General features: G+C 71.5%; 16 protein-coding genes. 12 read left to right on the forward strand and 4 right to left on the reverse strand.

The features are described 5' to 3' along the window. Window positions 1-40: 40 nt before the first annotated feature. From ABZ808_RS12100 to ABZ808_RS12110, 3 genes are all read left to right on the forward strand, one after another. On the forward strand, window positions 41-490 hold the full coding sequence (locus ABZ808_RS12100) for a MarR family transcriptional regulator (protein ID WP_357004234.1): 450 nt from the start codon (window positions 41-43) through the stop codon (window positions 488-490). Window positions 491-561: 71 nt separating this feature from the next. Next, window positions 562-1845 carry an MFS transporter gene (locus ABZ808_RS12105; protein ID WP_357004237.1) on the forward strand — a complete coding sequence of 428 codons (1284 nt, stop codon included), beginning with the start codon at window positions 562-564 and terminating at the stop codon, window positions 1843-1845. Window positions 1846-1981: 136 nt separating this feature from the next. Further along, window positions 1982-2491 (forward strand): hypothetical protein, encoded by a 510-nt coding sequence (locus tag ABZ808_RS12110; RefSeq protein ID WP_357004240.1) that lies wholly within the window; start codon window positions 1982-1984, stop codon window positions 2489-2491. 38 nt (window positions 2492-2529) lie between these two features. Here ABZ808_RS12110 and sepH read toward each other — a convergent pair whose 3' ends face one another. The 3 genes from sepH to ABZ808_RS12125 form a co-directional block, all read right to left on the reverse strand. Next, window positions 2530-3609, reverse strand: a complete 1080-nt coding sequence (sepH, locus tag ABZ808_RS12115) for a septation protein SepH (RefSeq protein WP_357004243.1) — start codon at window positions 3607-3609, stop codon at window positions 2530-2532. A 185-nt stretch (window positions 3610-3794) separates the two neighbouring features. After that, entirely contained in the window at window positions 3795-4922 is a 1128-nt protein-coding gene (serC, locus tag ABZ808_RS12120; RefSeq protein WP_357004246.1) for a phosphoserine transaminase, read from the reverse strand. Between the two features lie 276 nt (window positions 4923-5198). Beyond that, window positions 5199-6305 (reverse strand): citrate synthase 2, encoded by a 1107-nt coding sequence (locus ABZ808_RS12125; protein ID WP_357004249.1) that lies wholly within the window; start codon window positions 6303-6305, stop codon window positions 5199-5201. Between the two features lie 279 nt (window positions 6306-6584). Here ABZ808_RS12125 and pdxH point away from each other — a divergent pair, with 279 nt between their 5' ends. From pdxH to ABZ808_RS12160, 7 genes are all read left to right on the forward strand, one after another. Then, window positions 6585-7244, forward strand: a complete 660-nt coding sequence (pdxH, locus tag ABZ808_RS12130; RefSeq protein ID WP_357004854.1) for a pyridoxamine 5'-phosphate oxidase — start codon at window positions 6585-6587, stop codon at window positions 7242-7244. Beyond that, window positions 7241-8539 carry an MFS transporter gene (locus ABZ808_RS12135; RefSeq protein WP_357004252.1) on the forward strand — a complete coding sequence of 433 codons (1299 nt, stop codon included), beginning with the start codon at window positions 7241-7243 and terminating at the stop codon, window positions 8537-8539. The genes pdxH and ABZ808_RS12135 overlap by 4 nt, the downstream gene beginning before the upstream one ends. Before the next feature lie 18 nt (window positions 8540-8557). Next, window positions 8558-9487, forward strand: coding sequence for an aldose 1-epimerase family protein (locus ABZ808_RS12140; RefSeq protein WP_357004255.1), 930 nt, complete (start codon window positions 8558-8560; stop codon window positions 9485-9487). Between the two features lie 23 nt (window positions 9488-9510). Further along, window positions 9511-10113, forward strand: coding sequence for a nitroreductase family protein (locus tag ABZ808_RS12145; protein WP_357004258.1), 603 nt, complete (start codon window positions 9511-9513; stop codon window positions 10111-10113). A gap of 192 nt (window positions 10114-10305) precedes the next feature. Then, window positions 10306-10611: a type II toxin-antitoxin system VapB family antitoxin gene (locus tag ABZ808_RS12150; RefSeq protein ID WP_357004262.1), complete on the forward strand. Its 306-nt coding sequence runs from the start codon at window positions 10306-10308 to the stop codon at window positions 10609-10611. Between the two features lie 35 nt (window positions 10612-10646). Continuing rightward, window positions 10647-11807 carry an acyl-CoA dehydrogenase family protein gene (locus tag ABZ808_RS12155; protein ID WP_357004264.1) on the forward strand — a complete coding sequence of 387 codons (1161 nt, stop codon included), beginning with the start codon at window positions 10647-10649 and terminating at the stop codon, window positions 11805-11807. A gap of 99 nt (window positions 11808-11906) precedes the next feature. Next, complete coding sequence (locus ABZ808_RS12160; protein ID WP_357004267.1) at window positions 11907-12695, forward strand: DUF4230 domain-containing protein; 789 nt, start codon at window positions 11907-11909, stop codon at window positions 12693-12695. Between the two features lie 217 nt (window positions 12696-12912). On the opposite strand, the gene ABZ808_RS12165 is transcribed toward ABZ808_RS12160, so the two are convergent. Further along, window positions 12913-13122, reverse strand: coding sequence for a PspC domain-containing protein (locus tag ABZ808_RS12165; protein ID WP_354816434.1), 210 nt, complete (start codon window positions 13120-13122; stop codon window positions 12913-12915). Window positions 13123-13771: 649 nt separating this feature from the next. Here ABZ808_RS12165 and ABZ808_RS12170 point away from each other — a divergent pair. Further along, window positions 13772-15142: an L-serine ammonia-lyase gene (locus ABZ808_RS12170; RefSeq protein ID WP_357004270.1), complete on the forward strand. Its 1371-nt coding sequence runs from the start codon at window positions 13772-13774 to the stop codon at window positions 15140-15142. Between the two features lie 70 nt (window positions 15143-15212). Continuing rightward, window positions 15213-16040, forward strand: coding sequence for an ABC transporter permease (locus tag ABZ808_RS12175; RefSeq protein ID WP_357004272.1), 828 nt, complete (start codon window positions 15213-15215; stop codon window positions 16038-16040). Window position 16041 lies beyond the last annotated feature (1 nt).

Consider the following 16041-nt stretch of genomic DNA (forward strand, 5'->3'; position numbering starts at 1 on the left):
CGGATGTCGTTAGCCAGGCTCATTAGTTAAGCTAACTATCGTGACGGAGCGGACGGTGACGGCGGAACGCGTGCCACCGGCGCAACTGGCTCCCCAGTTGCGTGATGCGATCACCCGACTCAACCGGAGGGTCCGACGGGCCCGGCCGGTCGGCGACCTCACGGTCACCCAGGTCTCGGCCCTCACCAGCCTCCGGCTGGCGGGCACGATGACGCCCCGGGAACTGGCCGAGGTCGAACGGGTGCAGCCACCGACGATGACCAAGATCGTTGCGAAGTTGGAGGAGCGCGGCCTCGTGCAGCGGACCCCCCATCCGACCGACGGCCGGCAGGTCATCCTCGCGGCGACCGAAGGAGGGCAGGCCGTGCTCGACCAGTTCGAGCGGGCCCGCGATGAGTGGCTGGCCCATCGGCTGGCCGCGCTCGACGAGGACCAACGGGAGACCCTGCTCAGGGCCGCCGGGATTCTCCAGCAGCTCGCTCGCGCCTGAGCCCGCGCCCGCGCCACCGGGCCGTGCCGTCACGTGTCGATGACGCGTACGTCCAAGGAGGCGCACCAAGAGTGCAGGCCAAGCTGAGCACGATGTTCCAGTCCCTACAGGTCCGCAACTACCGGCTCTTCGCATCCGGGCAGCTGATCAAAATGATCGGCGTCTGGATGATGTTCATCGCCCAGGACTGGCTGGTCCTCGAGCTCTCCGACAACTCGGCCACCGCGCTCGGCGTGGTGACCGCACTACAGTTCACCCCGGTGCTGCTGCTCACGTTGCTCTCCGGCCGGCTCGCCGACCGGTACGACAAGCGGATGCTGCTCTTCGTCGCCAACGCCTTCTGGACCGTGCTGGCGCTCGGCATGGCCGTGTTGGTCCTCACCGACATGGTGCAGCTCTGGCACGTCTTCGCGTTCGCCGCGCTGCTCGGCACCGCCAACGCCGTGGAGACCCCGGTCCGCCAGTCGTTCGTCTCCGAACTGGTCGGCACGCCGCTGCTGCCCAACGCGCTGTCGCTGAACGCGGCCGTCTTCAACTCCGCCCGGATCGTCGGCCCGGCCGTCGCCGGCCTGGCCATCGCCGCCTTCGACGTGGGCCCGGTGTTCCTCTTCACCGCGCTCAGCTCGATCGCGCCGCTGGTCAACGTGGTCCGGATGCGGACCGCCGAGCTGTACCGAGACGCGCTGCTACCGCGCGACGAACGGGCGCCCGCCCGGGTGGTCGACGGGCTGCGGTACGTGTGGCGTCGCCCGGACCTGCTGCTGCCGATGGCGGTGATGTCGGTGATCGGCATGTCGCTGTTCAACTTCCAGCTCACCCTGGCCGCGCTGGCCAAGACGGTCTTCCACACCGGCGCCGCCTCCTTCGGCCTGTTCAGCACGGCACTGGCGGTCGGCGCGCTCGGCGGCGCCCTCAGCGGCACCGGCCGGCGCAGCCGCCCGTCGGTCTGGCTGGTGCTCGGTGCGGCCATCGCCTGCGCCAGCTTCGGCACCATGGTCGGCTTCGCGTCGACGTACTGGCTGGTCGTGGCGCTGCTGGTGCCCACCGGCTTCTTCATGGTCTTCTTCGCCCAGGCCGCCAACCAGCGCGTCCAGCTTGGCGTGGACGCCGCCTTCCGGGGTCGGGTGATGGCCCTGTGGGTGCTGGTGTTCCTGGGCACCAACCCGGTCGGCGCACCGCTGATCGGCTGGGTCGCGGAGCACTTCGGTGCCGGCGCGAGCATCTGGATGGGCGGGCTGATCTCGCTGACCACCGCCCTGATCGCGCTCACCTGGCAACTGCGCCGCTCCGGCGCCCGGGTGCGCTTCCGGGTGCTGCCGATGCCCCGCTTCTACGTCGTCTCCCCCGACTGCTGACGGGTGCGCAGCGGTCCCTTCCTGCCAGTTCCGTGGAGGAGGGGACCGTTGCCGACAGGGGGAGCCCTGATCGGCGGATCTCGCGGATGCGGCCAAATCGCTGGCGGGGTGGCACGACGGGGCTTAGCGTCGATACGTGGGAGCCGAACGCGCGCTGATGCTGGTCCTGGCGTTCCTCGCCGTGGCCAGCCTCCCGGCGGCGTTCGCCCTGCTCTTCTGCGCCGACGAGATCCTCGACCGGGTGGTCTGCGGCTGGTCGGAGTGGCGCGAGCGCCGTCGGGAACGACGCACGATCGCCCGTCTCGACCGTGCCGTCGAGGCCGACTCGCTGACCCGTGACCTCGACCTCAGCGAGTTCGACCGCACCGACCGACGTCCCCTGGAACAGCTCGCCGCCGACCTGCGTCGCCTCGGCGGCCAGCGGCTCGGCGGCACCGGCCGGTCGATGGTCTGGCACAGCACGGTGGTCCAGGCGTACGACGACCGGCTCCGGCTGGCCTGCCGCGCCCTCGGCATCACCGAGCACCTCGCCGAACTGACAGGCGTCGACCAGGAGATCGAGCGCGTGCGGGTGGAGGGTGTGCTGCACTCCGCCGGCCTGACCCTGCCAGCGGCTCGGGCTGGGCACCGGCAACGGCACCACTGAGCCACCGGGGGTGAACCGCCACCCGTCGACGCGGAGCGTCAGGAAGACTCGCGCGCGGCCGGGCCGCTGCCGAAGAGGACGTCGTCCCAGCTCGGCAGCCGCTTACGCGGCTTGCCGTTGGCGTCGGTGGACTCGCCACCGGCCGCCGCGGCGGCACCGGTCCGTCGAGGCCGCAACACCGCCAGCGATGGCACGGCCGGGACCTCCTTGGGCGCGTCCGCGTCGTCGTCGAAGGCCGACCCCTGGCCACCACCGAGGAGCGCGGCGGCACCGCCGCCGACCGGCCGCTGCCGGGGCGCGTCCGACCCGGCCAGAGCAGCCGGGGTACGCGGTTCCAGGCCGCGACCCGACGAGGAGCCGAGCGGGCGGTCCAGTGAGGCGAGCAGGGCGTCCCGCCCGGCCCGGATCGGGTCACGACCGGGGCGGGGGTGCTCGGACGCCGCCGGCAACCCGTGGCCACCACGGCTCGGCTCACCACGTGACGGACCGGGCAGGGCATGCCCGCCCCGCTCCGGTGCCGGCTCCTGACCGAGGATCGGCGTGGGCCGCTCGGCGCACAGGTACTGCGCCATGTCGTCGTGCGGCGTGACCGCCTGCCGGGTCTTGTCGAGATCCCAGATGGCCTGCGCGGTGGCCTTGCCGGACGGCCAGGTGGCGATGATCCGCCAGGTGCCGTCGTCGCGCCGGTATGCGTCCCAGGAGATCTTCTCGGTGTCGATGCCGTGCTGGCTCAGCCGGCCGTTGACCACCTCGGCGAGTGGCGTGGGCTTCTCCGCGCCCTTGAGGCGGGTGCGGCGGGCGTGCTGGGCGAGCATCGCCCGCTCCTGGAGCACCGGGCCGGCATAGCGCAGCACCCGGTCGACCGGCACACCGGCGATCCGGGCGACGTCCTCCGCGGACTCACCGGAGCGGATCCGGGCCTGAATGTCCCGGGGGGACAGTGAGGGGATCGGGTCGGCGGCGCTCGGTGCCACCGCGAGCGGCGGCGCGCCGGGCTCGGCGTGCATCGCACCGGCGATCCGCTCGTCGATCGGCAGGGCGAGCAGTCGCCCGACCTCGTCGGCGAGAACAAGAGCATGGCCGTCCTCGGAGAGGGCGACGAAGCGTACTGGGCGCATTGCGTTGCCTCCGTCCCGCTTCGCTGGCCGCACGCCACGAGTCGGCCACCCAGGCGTCTCCGAACACCGTACGCGCATCTGCCACGGGGTGGGGGAAGCGACACCCCGCATGTCGCGACTGAGCTGCGGCGATGATCACGGTCGGTGTCGGTCGAGGCTCCGACCAACACCGACCGTGACGATCGTCAGAGGCGTTCGACCACGTAGTCGATGGAGGCGGTCAGCGCCTCGACATCGGACGGCTCGACGGCCGGGAACAGCGCCACCCGCAGCTGGTTGCGACCCAGCTTCCGGTACGGCTCGGTGTCGACGATGCCGTTGGCGCGCAGCGCCTTCGCGATCGCGGTGGCGTCCACCCCGTCGGCGAAGTCGATTGTCGCGACCACGTTGGACCGCAGCGCCGGATCGGTCACGAACGGGGTGGCCACGGTGGACCGCTCCGCCCAGCCGTACACCGCTGCGGCGCTCTCCGCGGTGCGCTTCGCGGCCCAGGTCAGGCCACCCTGCGCGTTCATCCAGTCGGTCTGCTCGGCGGCCAGGAAGATGGTCGCCAGCGCCGGGGTGTTGTACGTCTGCTCCAGCCGCGAGTTGTCGATCGCGGTGACCAGGTCCAGGAAGGCCGGGATGTAGCGCCCGGACGCCTTGATCTCGGCGGCCCGGTCCAGTGCGGCCGGCGACATCAGGGCCAGCCAGAGGCCACCGTCGGAGCCGAAGCACTTCTGCGGCGCGAAGTAGTAGACGTCGGTCTCGCCGACGTTGACCTCCAGGCCACCGGCGCCGGAGGTGGCGTCGACCAGCAGCAACGAGCCCTCGTCCGCCCCGGCGACCCGGCTGATCGGCACGGCCACGCCGGTCGAGGTCTCGTTCTGCGGGGTGGCGTAGACGTCCACGCCGCTCTCGGCGACCAGGGTCGGCGCGCTGCCCGCGTCGGCCTTGCGGACGGTCGGCTCGCCCAGGAACGGGGCGTCCTTGACCGACTTGGCGAACTTGGCGCCGAACTCGCCGAAGCTGGCGAATTGCGCTCGGTCGCGTACGAGGCCGAACGTGGCGACCTCCCAGAACGCGGTGGTGCCGCCGTTGCCGATCACGACCTCGTAGCCCTCGGGCAGCGAGAAGAACTCGGCGATGCCGGCGCGCAGCCGGGCCACCTGATCGCGGACCGTCTTCTGCCGGTGCGAGGTGCCCAGGTAGCTGGTGGCCACGTCGGCGAGGGCGGACACGGCCGCCGGACGGACCTTGGACGGGCCGCAGCCGAATCGTCCGTCAGCGGGCTTGATCTCGTCGGGAATCCGGATGGTGGGTGCGTCAGCCACGGTGTTCAAGATCCTTCCGCATGGGCCAATAGCCCGGTGAGCTGGCAGGGCGCGGACGATGTCTTGCCGCCTACGGCGCGTCCGAGCCTGTTCAGGCGACACTGCCGTGGCCATCCTCGCACCTGCGCCGGCCCGCCTCGACGCCAGTCCCACCCCGGAGAGTGAGGCGTCCGCCACAGGCGCGTCGATGACCTGGAGCTTCTGGCGGGAAGTGACCCGGGAATGCCCGAGGGCCCGTGCCGCTGGTGCGGAGCGGGCCCCCGGGTGCGGCCTTCCTCAGACGCCGTGCGGGATGGCGGCCCAGCCCTCGACGTCGGACGGCTTGCGGGTCTCCGGGCCGACGTAACGGGCGGACGGGCGGACCAGCCGCTGCAGGCGCTTCTGCTCCAGGATGTGCGCGCTCCAGCCGCCCATCCGGGCGCAGGTGAACATCGACGTGAACATGTGCGCCGGCACCTCGGCGAAGTCCAGCACGACGGCCGACCAGAACTCGACATTGGTGGCGAGCACCCGATCCGGGCGGCGGGCCTGCAACTCGGCGAGGGCCGCCTTCTCCAGCGCCTCGGCGATCTCGAAGCGCGGTGCGCCCAACTCCTTGGCGGTACGCCGCAGCACACGGGCGCGCGGGTCCTCGGCCCGGTAGACCCGGTGGCCGAAGCCCATCAGCCGCTCACCCCGGTCGAGGACGCCCCTGACGTACCCCTCGGCATCGCCGCTGCGCTCGACGGCCTCCAGCATGCTGAGCACCCGGGACGGCGCGCCGCCGTGCAGCGGGCCGGAGAGGGCGCCGATGCCGGAGGAGATGCACGCCGCCGCGTCGGCCCCGGTGGAGGCGACGATCCGGGCGGTGAAGGTGGAGGCGTTCAGGCCGTGCTCGGCGGCCGAGATGAAGTACGCGTCGACGGCCTTGACGTGGCGGGGGTCGGGCTCGCCACGCCAGCGCTTCATGAACCGCTCGACGATGGTCTGCGCCTTGTCGATCTCCTTCTGCGGCACCGCCGGCAGGCCGAGGCCCCGGGCGGACTGGGCGACGAAGGAGAGCGCGGTCACGGAGACCCGGGCGAGGTCCTCACGGGCCTGCTCGTCGGAGATGTCCAGCAGTTGGTTGAGCCCCCAGTACGGGGCCAGCATGGCGACCGCGGACTGCACGTCGACCCGGATGTCACCGGAGTGCACCGGCACCGGGAACGGCTCCGCCGGCGGCAGACCCGGCCCGAAGCGGCCGTCGACCAGCAGCGCCCACACGTTGCCGAACGAGACCTGGCCGATCAGATCCTCGATGTCGACCCCGCGATAGCGCAGCGCGCCACCCTCACGGTCAGGTTCGGCGATCTCGGTCTCGAAGGCTACGACGCCCTCCAGCCCGGGTTTGAAATCGGCCATGTCGCTCTCCTGGATCTGCTCGGTGCGCCCGATCAGCTCATCCGGCCCGGTCGGCCGAGGCCCTTAGGCGACCCTCAGGGATGTGTTCGGAACATCTTGCCTGCTGAGTAACTGGATACGCGACCCGCTGCGACTGTGCTGCACACGACATCCCCGGACGCGCATTCTCCGCGCCACTCGGTGAGACTGGGCGGTGCGGGCTGGTCAGCGCGGGAGTGCGCCGACAGGGCCACCGAAAAGGAGTAGGACGTGACGGGGGACACACCTGGTCCGTCCGCGATGCGTAACGAGTACGCCGCGGATCTGGGCCTGACCGAGGCTGACCTGGCCGCCGACTGGCACACCCAGTTCGACCGCTGGTTCGCCGACGCGGTGGCCTTCGGGCTACCCGAGGTGAACGCGATGGTGGTCGGCACGGCCGACGCCGACGGCCGGCCCAGCGGCCGGACGGTACTGCTGAAGGGGTACGACCCCGGGGGCTTCGTCTTCTTCACCAACCACCTCTCGCGCAAGGGTGTCGAGGCGTCCGCGAACCCGTACGCCAGCCTGGTCTTTCCGTGGTTCCCCATGCAGCGGCAGGTGGTCGTCGCCGGCCGGATCACCCCGGTCGACCGGTCGGTGACCGAGGCGTACTTCGCCAGCCGGCCGCGCGGTTCCCAACTGGGTGCCTGGGCCAGCCCGCAGTCGCAGGTGGTGCCGGACCGGGCCGCGCTCCAGGAGCGCTACCGGGAGGTGGCCGAGCGGTTCGTCGACGAGGCGGTCATCCCGACCCCGCCGAACTGGGGTGGGCTGCGGGTCCGGCCCGATTCGGTGGAGTTCTGGCAGGGCCGGGCCGGCCGCCTGCACGACCGGCTGCGCTTCCGCCGTACCGACGACGGGCCGCCGGGCGGCGCCCCGGGCGGCGACGGAAGCTGGATCGTCGAGCGGCTGGCGCCATGACCGGCGTGCAGGAGGCTCGGCGGCGAGGGGTAGGCCGCTGGACGATCGACGTACGTCCGCTGCGCGTGCCCGCGTACCGGCGGCTCTGGCTCGGCAACACCGTGGCGATGTTCGGCTTCCAGTTCACCGCCGTCGCCGTGCCGGTGGAGATGTACGCCCTGACCAGGGACTCCTTGTGGGTCGGCCTGCTGGGCGTGGCGGCCTTCGTACCGCTGCTGGTCTTCGGGCTCTGGGGCGGCGCTATCGCCGACGCCCGCGACCGCCGCGTGGTGCTGCTCGGCGGGTCGGTGCTGCTCTGGGCGTCCACCCTCGGTCTGTTGGTCCAGGCGCTGCTGGACGTGGGCAGCCCGGTGCTGCTGCTGGCGTTGATGGCGGTGCAGTCGGTGGCGTTCGCGATCAGTTCGCCGGCTCGCAGCGCCATGCTGCCCCGGCTGGTTCCGGAGAACCTGGTGCCGGCCGCCAGCACCCTGAACTACACGACGTTCACCGCCGCCTCGGTGGCCGGACCGCTCGCCGCCGGTCTGATCCTCGCCGCCTCCACGGACACCAGGCTGGTCCTCTCGGTCGCGTACGGCGTGGACGCGGTGCTGTTCACCGCGATGCTCTGGGCCGCGCTGCGCCTGCCCGCGCTGCCGCCCGAGCCCGCCGCCGACGGCGAGCCCCGCCGCGGCGGCCTGGCCAGCGTGGTCGACGGGTTCCGCTACCTGGCCACCACGCCGGTGCTGCTGCTCTCCTTCGGGGTGGACCTGATCGCGATGATCCTGGCCATGCCGAGGGCGCTCTTCCCGGAGATCGCGCACGAACGGTTCGGCGGTGGTGGTGCGGTCGGCCTTCTCTACGCCGCCATCGCGATCGGCTCGATGATCGGCGGTTTGACCTCCGGTTGGATCGGCCGACTCCGCCGGCAGGGGCTCGGGCTGGTGGTCGCGGTGGTCGCGTGGGGCCTGGCGATCGCCGCCGCAGGGTTGGCCCACCAACTCTGGCTGATGGTCGTCCTGCTCGCCGTGGCCGGTGCCGCCGACCTGGTCAGCGCGGTGCTGCGTCAGTCGATGCTGTTGATCTACGCGCCGGACCGGATGCGCGGTCGACTTCAGGGCGTCAACACGGTGGTGGTGGCCGGCGGGCCGCGACTGGGCGACCTTCGGGCCGGCACCATGGCCGCCGGGTTCGGCGGAGGGGTGGCCTGGGTGGCCGGCGGGCTCGCCTCGGCGGTGCTCGTGGTGGGGCTCGCGGTCGCCTTCCCGGCGCTGCTGCGCTACCGGGCCGCGACGCCGTCGAGCGGTGACCGGCCGTGACCGGTTAGGGTCGCCGGCATGGACAGCCCCGACCAGCGCCCGTTCTCCGGCGCCCAGTGGACCATCGCCGCAGCCGGCCACGAGGCCGTCATCGTCGAGGTGGGCGGCGGGCTGCGGACGTACCGGCATGACGGTGTCGACCTGCTCGACGGGTACGGGACCGACGAGGTCTGTCCCGGCTGCGCCGGGCAGGTGCTGGCGCCCTGGCCGAACCGGATCCGGGACGGCCGCTACCCGTTCGCGGACCGGACGCACCAGCTCCCGCTGACCGAGCCGGAGCGGCACGTGGCCATCCACGGACTGGTCAACTGGGTGCCGTGGCGGCTGTTGGAGCAGACGGCGGACACGGTGACGGTCGGGTACGACCTGCCGCCGCAGCCCGGCTACCCGTGGCCGCTGCGGCTGGTCAGCAGGTGGAGCGTCGACGCGGACGGTCTGCGCGCCGAGCACGAGGTGACCAACATCGGTGCCGAGGTGGCGCCGTTCGGCTTCTCCGTGCACCCGTACCTGCAACTGCCGGGTGTCGCGGTGGACGACCTGGTCATGCGGCTGCCGACGCGTAGCCGGGTGCTGGTGGACGGTCGGCTGCTGCCGGTCGGGGTCACCCCGGTGAGCGGCACCGAGTACGACTGGACCAGCCCGCGCCGGATCGGCGCGGCCGTGCTGGACCTCTGCTTCGGTGAGGTCATCCGCGACGCCGACGGCGGCTCCTCGGTAAGCCTGGCCGCCCCGGACGGCTCGTCCGGGGTGAGCATCTGGGCGGACGCCGAGTTCGGCTGGTGGCAGGTCTTCACCGGCGACGCGCTCACCGGCGAGCGGCACCGGCGTTCGGTGGCGATCGAGCCGATGACCTGCCCGCCGGACGCGTTCCGTTCCGGCAAGGACATGCTCACGCTCAAGCCCGGCACCACCTGGCGGGGCTCCTGGGGCATCCGGCCCGGGGCCTGAGCGGGCCGACGAGGGGGCGCGGGATGGAGTTCGCCGAGGTCGTCCGGCGTCGACGGATGGTGCGCAACTACGACCCGGACCGTCCGGTCCCGCCCGACGTGGTGGACCGGCTGCTCGACCACGCGGTCCGCGCCCCGTCGGCCGGGTTCGCCCAGGGGTGGGGCTTCCTGCTGCTGGAGGAGGCGGCCGACCGGGAGCGGTTCTGGGCCGCCACCACGCCCGAGGGCGGAGGGCGGGAGCGCTGGCTGGCGGGGATGCGTCGGGCACCGCTGATCGTCGTGCCGCACGCCAACGAATCGGCCTACCTGCGGCGGTACGCGGAGCCGGACAAGGGCTGGACGGACCGTTCCACCGAGCGCTGGCAGGTGCCCTACTGGTACGTGGACACCGGCTTCGCCTCGCTGCTGATGCTGCTCACCGCCGTGGACGAGGGTCTGGGGGCGTGTTTCTTCGGCATTCCGCCGCAGCGGCTGGCCGCGTACCGGGACGCGTTCGGTGTGCCGACGGAGTACCACCCCATCGGCGCGATCACCATCGGTTACCGGGCGCCCGACCATCGGTCACCGTCCCTGCGCCGAGGGCGTCGTGGGCTGGACGAGGTGGTACGACGCGGGCGGTGGAGCTGAGGTGTTCATCCTGTTCGTCCGGGTGCGGAACGGACGAGGGGTAGCGAAACTGACATCAGGCAGCAGAACGCGACGTGCGCTGGGCCGCTAGGCTGGCACGGTCATCGGTGCTGCGCCATGCGGTGCCCGCTGCGGCCCGGCCGGCTCGGCGCCGTCGGTCGGTCCGGCCACAGGGGAGGGGAGCGTGCCGTCGTGATCTTCAGAGCGGTCCGGGACGGGCGTCCCTATCCGGAGCACAACCTGACGCTCAAGCAGTGGGCGGAGATCCCGCCCCGTCCGCTGCGCCTGGATCAGTTGATCACCACCAAGCGTGAGCTCGCGCTCGACAAGCTCCTCGCCGAGGATTCCACCTTCTACGGTGACCTCTTTCCGCACGTGGTGCAGTGGAACGGCGGGCTCTACCTGGAGGACGGTCTGCACCGCGCCCTGCGCGCGGCCCTGCAGCAGCGCAACCAGATCCACGCCCGGGTGCTGGTGCTCTCCGGGTCGATCGAGTGACGCGAGCACTCCTGAAGCTTCGTTAAGGTGACGGCATGGCTGCCCTCGACCTGCTCGACCTGGACCCGTCGCTCAGCGAGGAGGAGCGGCAGATCCGCGACGTCGTCCGCCAACTCGTCGACGACCAGGTCCGCCCGTACGTCGCCGACTGGTACGACCAGGGCCGCGTACCGGCCCGGGAGCTGGCCCGGGAGTTCGGCAAGCTCGGGCTGCTCGGCATGCACCTGACCGGGTACGGCTGCGCCGGCGCCTCCGCCATCGCGTACGGGCTGGCCTGCCAGGAGCTGGAGGCCGGCGACTCCGGCGTCCGCTCGCTGGTCTCGGTGCAGGGCTCGCTGGCCATGTACGCCATCTGGCGCTACGGCAGCGAGGAGCAGAAGCAGCGCTGGCTGCCGTCGATGGCGACCGGCGAGGCGATCGGCTGTTTCGGGCTGACCGAGCCGGACCACGGCTCCGACCCGGCGTCGATGACCACCCGCGCACGCCGCCACGGCGACGACTGGGTGCTCACCGGCGGCAAGATGTGGATCACCAACGCGCCGATCGCCGACGTCGGGGTGATCTGGGCGCGCACCGACTCCGGCGTGCGGGGTTTCGCCGTACCCATGGACACGCCCGGTGTCACGGCCCGCGAGATCCGTCGCAAGATGTCGCTGCGCGCCTCGGTGACCGGCGAGATCGTGCTCGACGACGTCCGGCTCCCGGCGGACGCCCAACTGCCCGAGGCGATCGGGCTCAAGGCTCCGCTGAGCTGCCTCACCGAAGCCCGCTACGGCATCGTCTGGGGCTCGGTCGGCGCCGCCCGGGACTGCCTGGAGACCGCCCTGACGTACGCCACCACCCGCACCCAGTTCGGCCGCCCGCTGGCCGGGTTCCAGCTCACCCAGGCCAAGCTCGCCGACATGGCCGTCGAGCTGGTCAAGGGCCAACTGCTCGCCCTGCACCTCGGCCGGCTCGCCGACGCCGACCGGTTGCGCCCCGAGCAGGTCAGCGTGGGCAAACTGAACAACGTGCGGGAGGCCCTGGCCATCGCCCGGCAGTGCCGCACCATCCTCGGCGCCAACGGCGTCTCCGGTGAGTACCCGGTCATGCGGCACGCGAACAACCTGGAGAGCGTGCTGACGTACGAGGGCACCTCGGAGATCCACCAGTTGGTCATCGGGCAGCGGCTCACCGGGCTCTCTGCCTTCGCCTGACCTGCCCTTTTGCTCTTTCCGTCCGCTCGCCGCGCGACTGTCGTACGGGGGCCGTACCGTCATTGACAGACGACGTGTCTGACGAGGACGGTGAGTGTGATGGCTCGCGACGCTGGCATCAACGAGCCCACGAGGGAGTTCCCCGGTTACCCGACCGGCGACGATCTCAAGGAGCGCTCGACCGCGGCACCCGACCCGACCGCGGACACACCCGACGGCCCGACGACCGGTGGCACGGGTGGGGCAGGTGGGGCGGCTCGTGGCCTGCTCCTGCTGCTCGGCGCTGCCGCGCTGGCCGTGGTGGTGCTGCTCGGTGTGCAGGCGACCGGCTTCCTGCCGGATTTCCGCAACCCGTTCGCCAAGGAGCAGACCGACCGCAGTCAGCCGCCGCTGCTGAAGTCGATTCAGGACCTCAGCCGCTACGTGGCCGCGGAGGGCAACTTCCAGGTCGTGGTCGACACCCAGAACGACCGGCGCAACGTCCCCGACTTCCTGCTCAACGAACGCACCCTCTTCGTCGGGGCCGGCAGCGTGGAGGCGTACGTCGACTTCGCCAAAATCGGTGAGGGTGCGGTCGTCGAGTCCGCCGACGGCACCTCGGTCGAGATCAAACTGCCCGCTCCGCAACTCGGTGAGACCAACCTCGACCTCGAGAAGAGCTACGTCTTCGCCGAGCAGCGCGGTCTGCTCAACCGGCTCGGTGACCTGGTCGGCAACGACCCCAACCGGCAGCAGCAGGTCTACCAACTGGCCGAGGAACGCATCACCGCCGCCGCCCGGGACAGCGGGCTCTCCGCCCGCGCGGAAGAGAACACCCGCAAGATGCTGGAGGGGCTGATGCGCTCGCTGGGCTACCAGCGGGTCGCGGTCACCTACACCGCACCCTGACCCCGCCCCGCGTCCGTACGCGAGCGCCCGCCCTGACGGTCACGTCGGAGCGGGCGCTTCGTGCTGAACACCCCCCGCGCCGTCACCCAAGATCTGCGCAACTTCAGGGATGTTGGTGCTTCCGCCGGTCGCGAGGCAGCAACATCCCTGAAGTTGGCGGCCCGGGGGCGGGGCGTTCTCGGATGGGCGGGAGGCTGTGCAGCGCTTGCCGTGTGAGTCAGTGGCCGGTGGAGGCGAGGTAGCGGTCCTCGTTCGGCATGAGGACCCAGAGGATCAGGTAGACGATCACCTGGGTGCCGGGCAGCAGCAGCGACAGCAGGAACAGCAGCCGCACCATCCCGGCGGACATACCGAACCGCTGACCGAGGCCGGCGCAGACACCGGCGATCATGCGCCCCTGGCGGGGCCGAACCAGTTTGCGACTCATGTCGTACTCCCACTCTGCGGCAGCGCGCCGCGTCTGCAATCCACGGTACGAAGGGGTCACCGTCCCGCCCTCGGTCTGGGGGATGATCGGCAGCCCGTGGACCCGTAGGTACATACCCGTGCGGCCCCACTCCAACGCCCCGCGCCCCGCGCCCCGCGCCCCGCGCCCCGCGCCCCGCGCCCCGCGCCCCGCGCAAGATCGTGCTCGATCCTGGATGTAGTGGGGTCCCAAGCGGCACGAGGCCACTGCATTCAGGATCGTGCGTGATCTTGACGTGTGCATCCCCGCATCCGGCACTCGCGCGCTCGCACCCGGGCTGCCCGGCGGCCCGGGAGCGGCTGGAGCGGCCCGGGAGGGGCGTCCGGGAGGGGGCGAGGGGCGCGAGGGGCGCGAGGGGCGTCCGGGGGAGGCCCCGGAGGCTCCCGGAGGCTCCGGGGAGGTGGCGGTGAGACGGCGGGCGGGTTGCGGGTGGCTGGCGCCGTTGCCGTCGTCGGTCGGGGGATGGCTGGGCGGGTAGGCTCGCTGGTTGGGCACCCATTACCCCGGGTGTCCGAGCGGCCGTCCGACCGGGCGGCCACGAGCGGGGCCGCCTACCGGTGACCACGAGCGGGCCAGATCCCGTACGACGGGACGGCGAGGAAGCGCAGCCATGATCAGTGTTTTCGACCTCTTCAGCGTCGGCATCGGGCCGTCCAGTTCGCACACGGTGGGGCCGATGCGGGCCGCCCGTACGTTCGTGGCGGGGCTCAAGGCCGACGGGCTGCTCACCGACACGGCGCGGGTGCAGGCCGAGCTGTTCGGTTCGCTGGGCGCTACCGGGCATGGGCACGGCAGCGGTCCGGCGGTGCTGCTGGGGCTCTCCGGCGAGGCACCGGAGACGGTCGACACGGACACCGTCGGCCCACGGGTGGAACGGATCAAGGCCGAGCGGCGGATCAGCCTGCTGGGGGCGCACGAGATCGACTTCGACCCGGATCGGGATCTGACGCTGCATCGTCGCCGGTCGTTGCCGTACCACCCGAACGGGATGACCTTCGCGGCGTACGACAGGGCTGGCACTCAACTGCGTGCTCGCACCTACTACTCCGTCGGCGGCGGTTTCGTGGTGGACGAGGCGGCGGCCGGCGCGGACCGGATCAAGCCGGACAGCACTGCGGTGCGGTACCCGTTCCTGACCGGGGCGCAGCTCCTCGACGTCACGACCGCCACCGGCCTGTCGATCAGCGAGGTGATGCTGGCCAACGAGCGCTCCTGGCGCAGCGAGGCGGAGATCCGGGCCGGCCTGCTGGACATCTGGCGGGTGATGCGGGAGTGCGTGCGGCAAGGCTGCGAGCGGGACGGCGTACTCCCTGGTGGTTTGAAGGTTCGGCGGCGCGCGGCGGAGCTGCGGCGCAGCCTGGAGGCGGACACCGGGAGCACCGACCCGCTGCGCGTGATGGACTGGGTGACGCTGTTCGCGCTGGCGGTGAACGAGGAGAACGCGGCCGGCGGTCGGGTGGTCACCGCGCCGACCAACGGCGCGGCGGGGATCATCCCGGCGGTGCTGCACTACTACAGCCGCTTTATCGAGGACGCCGACGAGGATGGAGTGGTGCGGTTCCTGCTGGCGGCCGGGGCGATCGGCGTGCTGTTCAAGGAGAACGCCTCGATCTCCGGCGCGGAGGTCGGCTGCCAGGGTGAGGTCGGCTCGGCCTGCTCGATGGCCGCCGCCGGGTTGGCCGAGGCGCTCGGCGGCACCCCCGAGCAGGTGGAGAACGCCGCCGAGATCGGGATGGAGCACAACCTCGGGTTGACGTGTGACCCGGTGGGTGGCCTGGTGCAGATCCCCTGCATCGAGCGGAACGCGGTGGCTAGCATCAAGGCGATCACGGCCGCCCGGCTCGCGCTGCGCGGTGACGGGGTGCACGCGGTGTCGCTGGACAAGGTCATCAAGACCATGCGGGAGACCGGCGCCGACATGAAGGTCAAGTACAAGGAGACGGCGCGCGGCGGTCTGGCCGTCAACGTGATCGAGTGCTGAGTCGGCCGATTCGGGGCATTCGTTCACCGACTGCTAACCTGTCGTCCGTTTCAGGAGGCGGGAGGCTGCGGTGACCGCTGGCGTCGCGGCGTTGTGGTCGCACCGCAACTCGCTGCGCATCCTGGTCAGGCGGGATCTGGCGGTCAAGTACCAGCAGTCGGTGCTGGGCTACTTCTGGTCGTTGATCGAGCCGCTCGGCATGGGCGCCATCTACTGGTTCGTCTTTGGCGTGCTCTACTCCCGGGACACCGGGCGGCACCTCGGTGAGGCGGCCGGGTCGTACCCGCTGTTCCTGATCACCGGGATCTTCGCCTGGATGTGGACCAGTTCGGCGCTGAGCGAGGCGACGAACGCGCTGACCGGCCAGTCCCGGCTGATCACCACGATGAACGTGCCGCGGCAGGTCTTCCCGATCGGCCGGGTCACCGGCCGGTTCGCCGAGTACGCGGCCGGCCTGCCGATCCTCGTCGCCATCGCGGTGATCTACGCGGTGCACGGTCGGATCCACCCCGGCTGGTCGCTGCTCGCGCTGCCGCTCGCGGTGGCCGTCCAGGCGGTCCTGCTGATCGGGCTGGCCCTGCTGCTGTCGGCGTGGAACGTGCTGATGCGCGACGTGGAACGGTTCATGCGGCTGATCATCCGGCTGCTCTTCTACGCCACGCCGATCATCTACCCGCTCAGCCTGGTCCGGGATTCCAGCCTGCCCGGTTGGCTGAAGGTGGTGTACGAGCTGAACCCGCTGGTCGGGATCTTCCAGCTGCACCACGCGATCTGGTACCCGGACGAGTTCCCGGACGCCCGACTGCTCGTCACCACCGTCGCCGGCAGCCTGCTGGTGCTGGTCGCCGGCTGGTGGTCGTTCCGCCGGCTGGAACCCGCCGTGCTCAAGGAACTCTGAG

Origin of the sequence: Micromonospora sp. NPDC047527 (genome assembly GCF_040643015.1) — a bacterium.
Classification (GTDB): Bacteria; Actinomycetota; Actinomycetes; order Mycobacteriales; family Micromonosporaceae; genus Micromonospora.

Bases quoted from the DNA above. Each gene is read 5' to 3' on its own strand.
- ABZ808_RS12140 (WP_357004255.1), top strand. From the start codon at position 8,558: ATGGACAGCCCCGACCAGCGCCCGTTCTCCGGCGCCCAGTGGACCATC.
- ABZ808_RS12160 (WP_357004267.1), top strand. From the start codon at position 11,907: ATGGCTCGCGACGCTGGCATCAACGAGCCCACGAGGGAGTTCCCCGGT.
- ABZ808_RS12125 (WP_357004249.1), bottom strand. From the start codon at position 6,305: ATGGCCGATTTCAAACCCGGGCTGGAGGGCGTCGTAGCCTTCGAGACC.
- ABZ808_RS12145 (WP_357004258.1), top strand. From the start codon at position 9,511: ATGGAGTTCGCCGAGGTCGTCCGGCGTCGACGGATGGTGCGCAACTAC.
- ABZ808_RS12170 (WP_357004270.1), top strand. From the start codon at position 13,772: ATGATCAGTGTTTTCGACCTCTTCAGCGTCGGCATCGGGCCGTCCAGT.
- pdxH (WP_357004854.1), top strand. From the start codon at position 6,585: ATGCGTAACGAGTACGCCGCGGATCTGGGCCTGACCGAGGCTGACCTG.
- ABZ808_RS12135 (WP_357004252.1), top strand. From the start codon at position 7,241: ATGACCGGCGTGCAGGAGGCTCGGCGGCGAGGGGTAGGCCGCTGGACG.
- ABZ808_RS12155 (WP_357004264.1), top strand. From the start codon at position 10,647: ATGGCTGCCCTCGACCTGCTCGACCTGGACCCGTCGCTCAGCGAGGAG.
- ABZ808_RS12165 (WP_354816434.1), bottom strand. From the start codon at position 13,122: ATGAGTCGCAAACTGGTTCGGCCCCGCCAGGGGCGCATGATCGCCGGT.
- sepH (WP_357004243.1), bottom strand. From the start codon at position 3,609: ATGCGCCCAGTACGCTTCGTCGCCCTCTCCGAGGACGGCCATGCTCTT.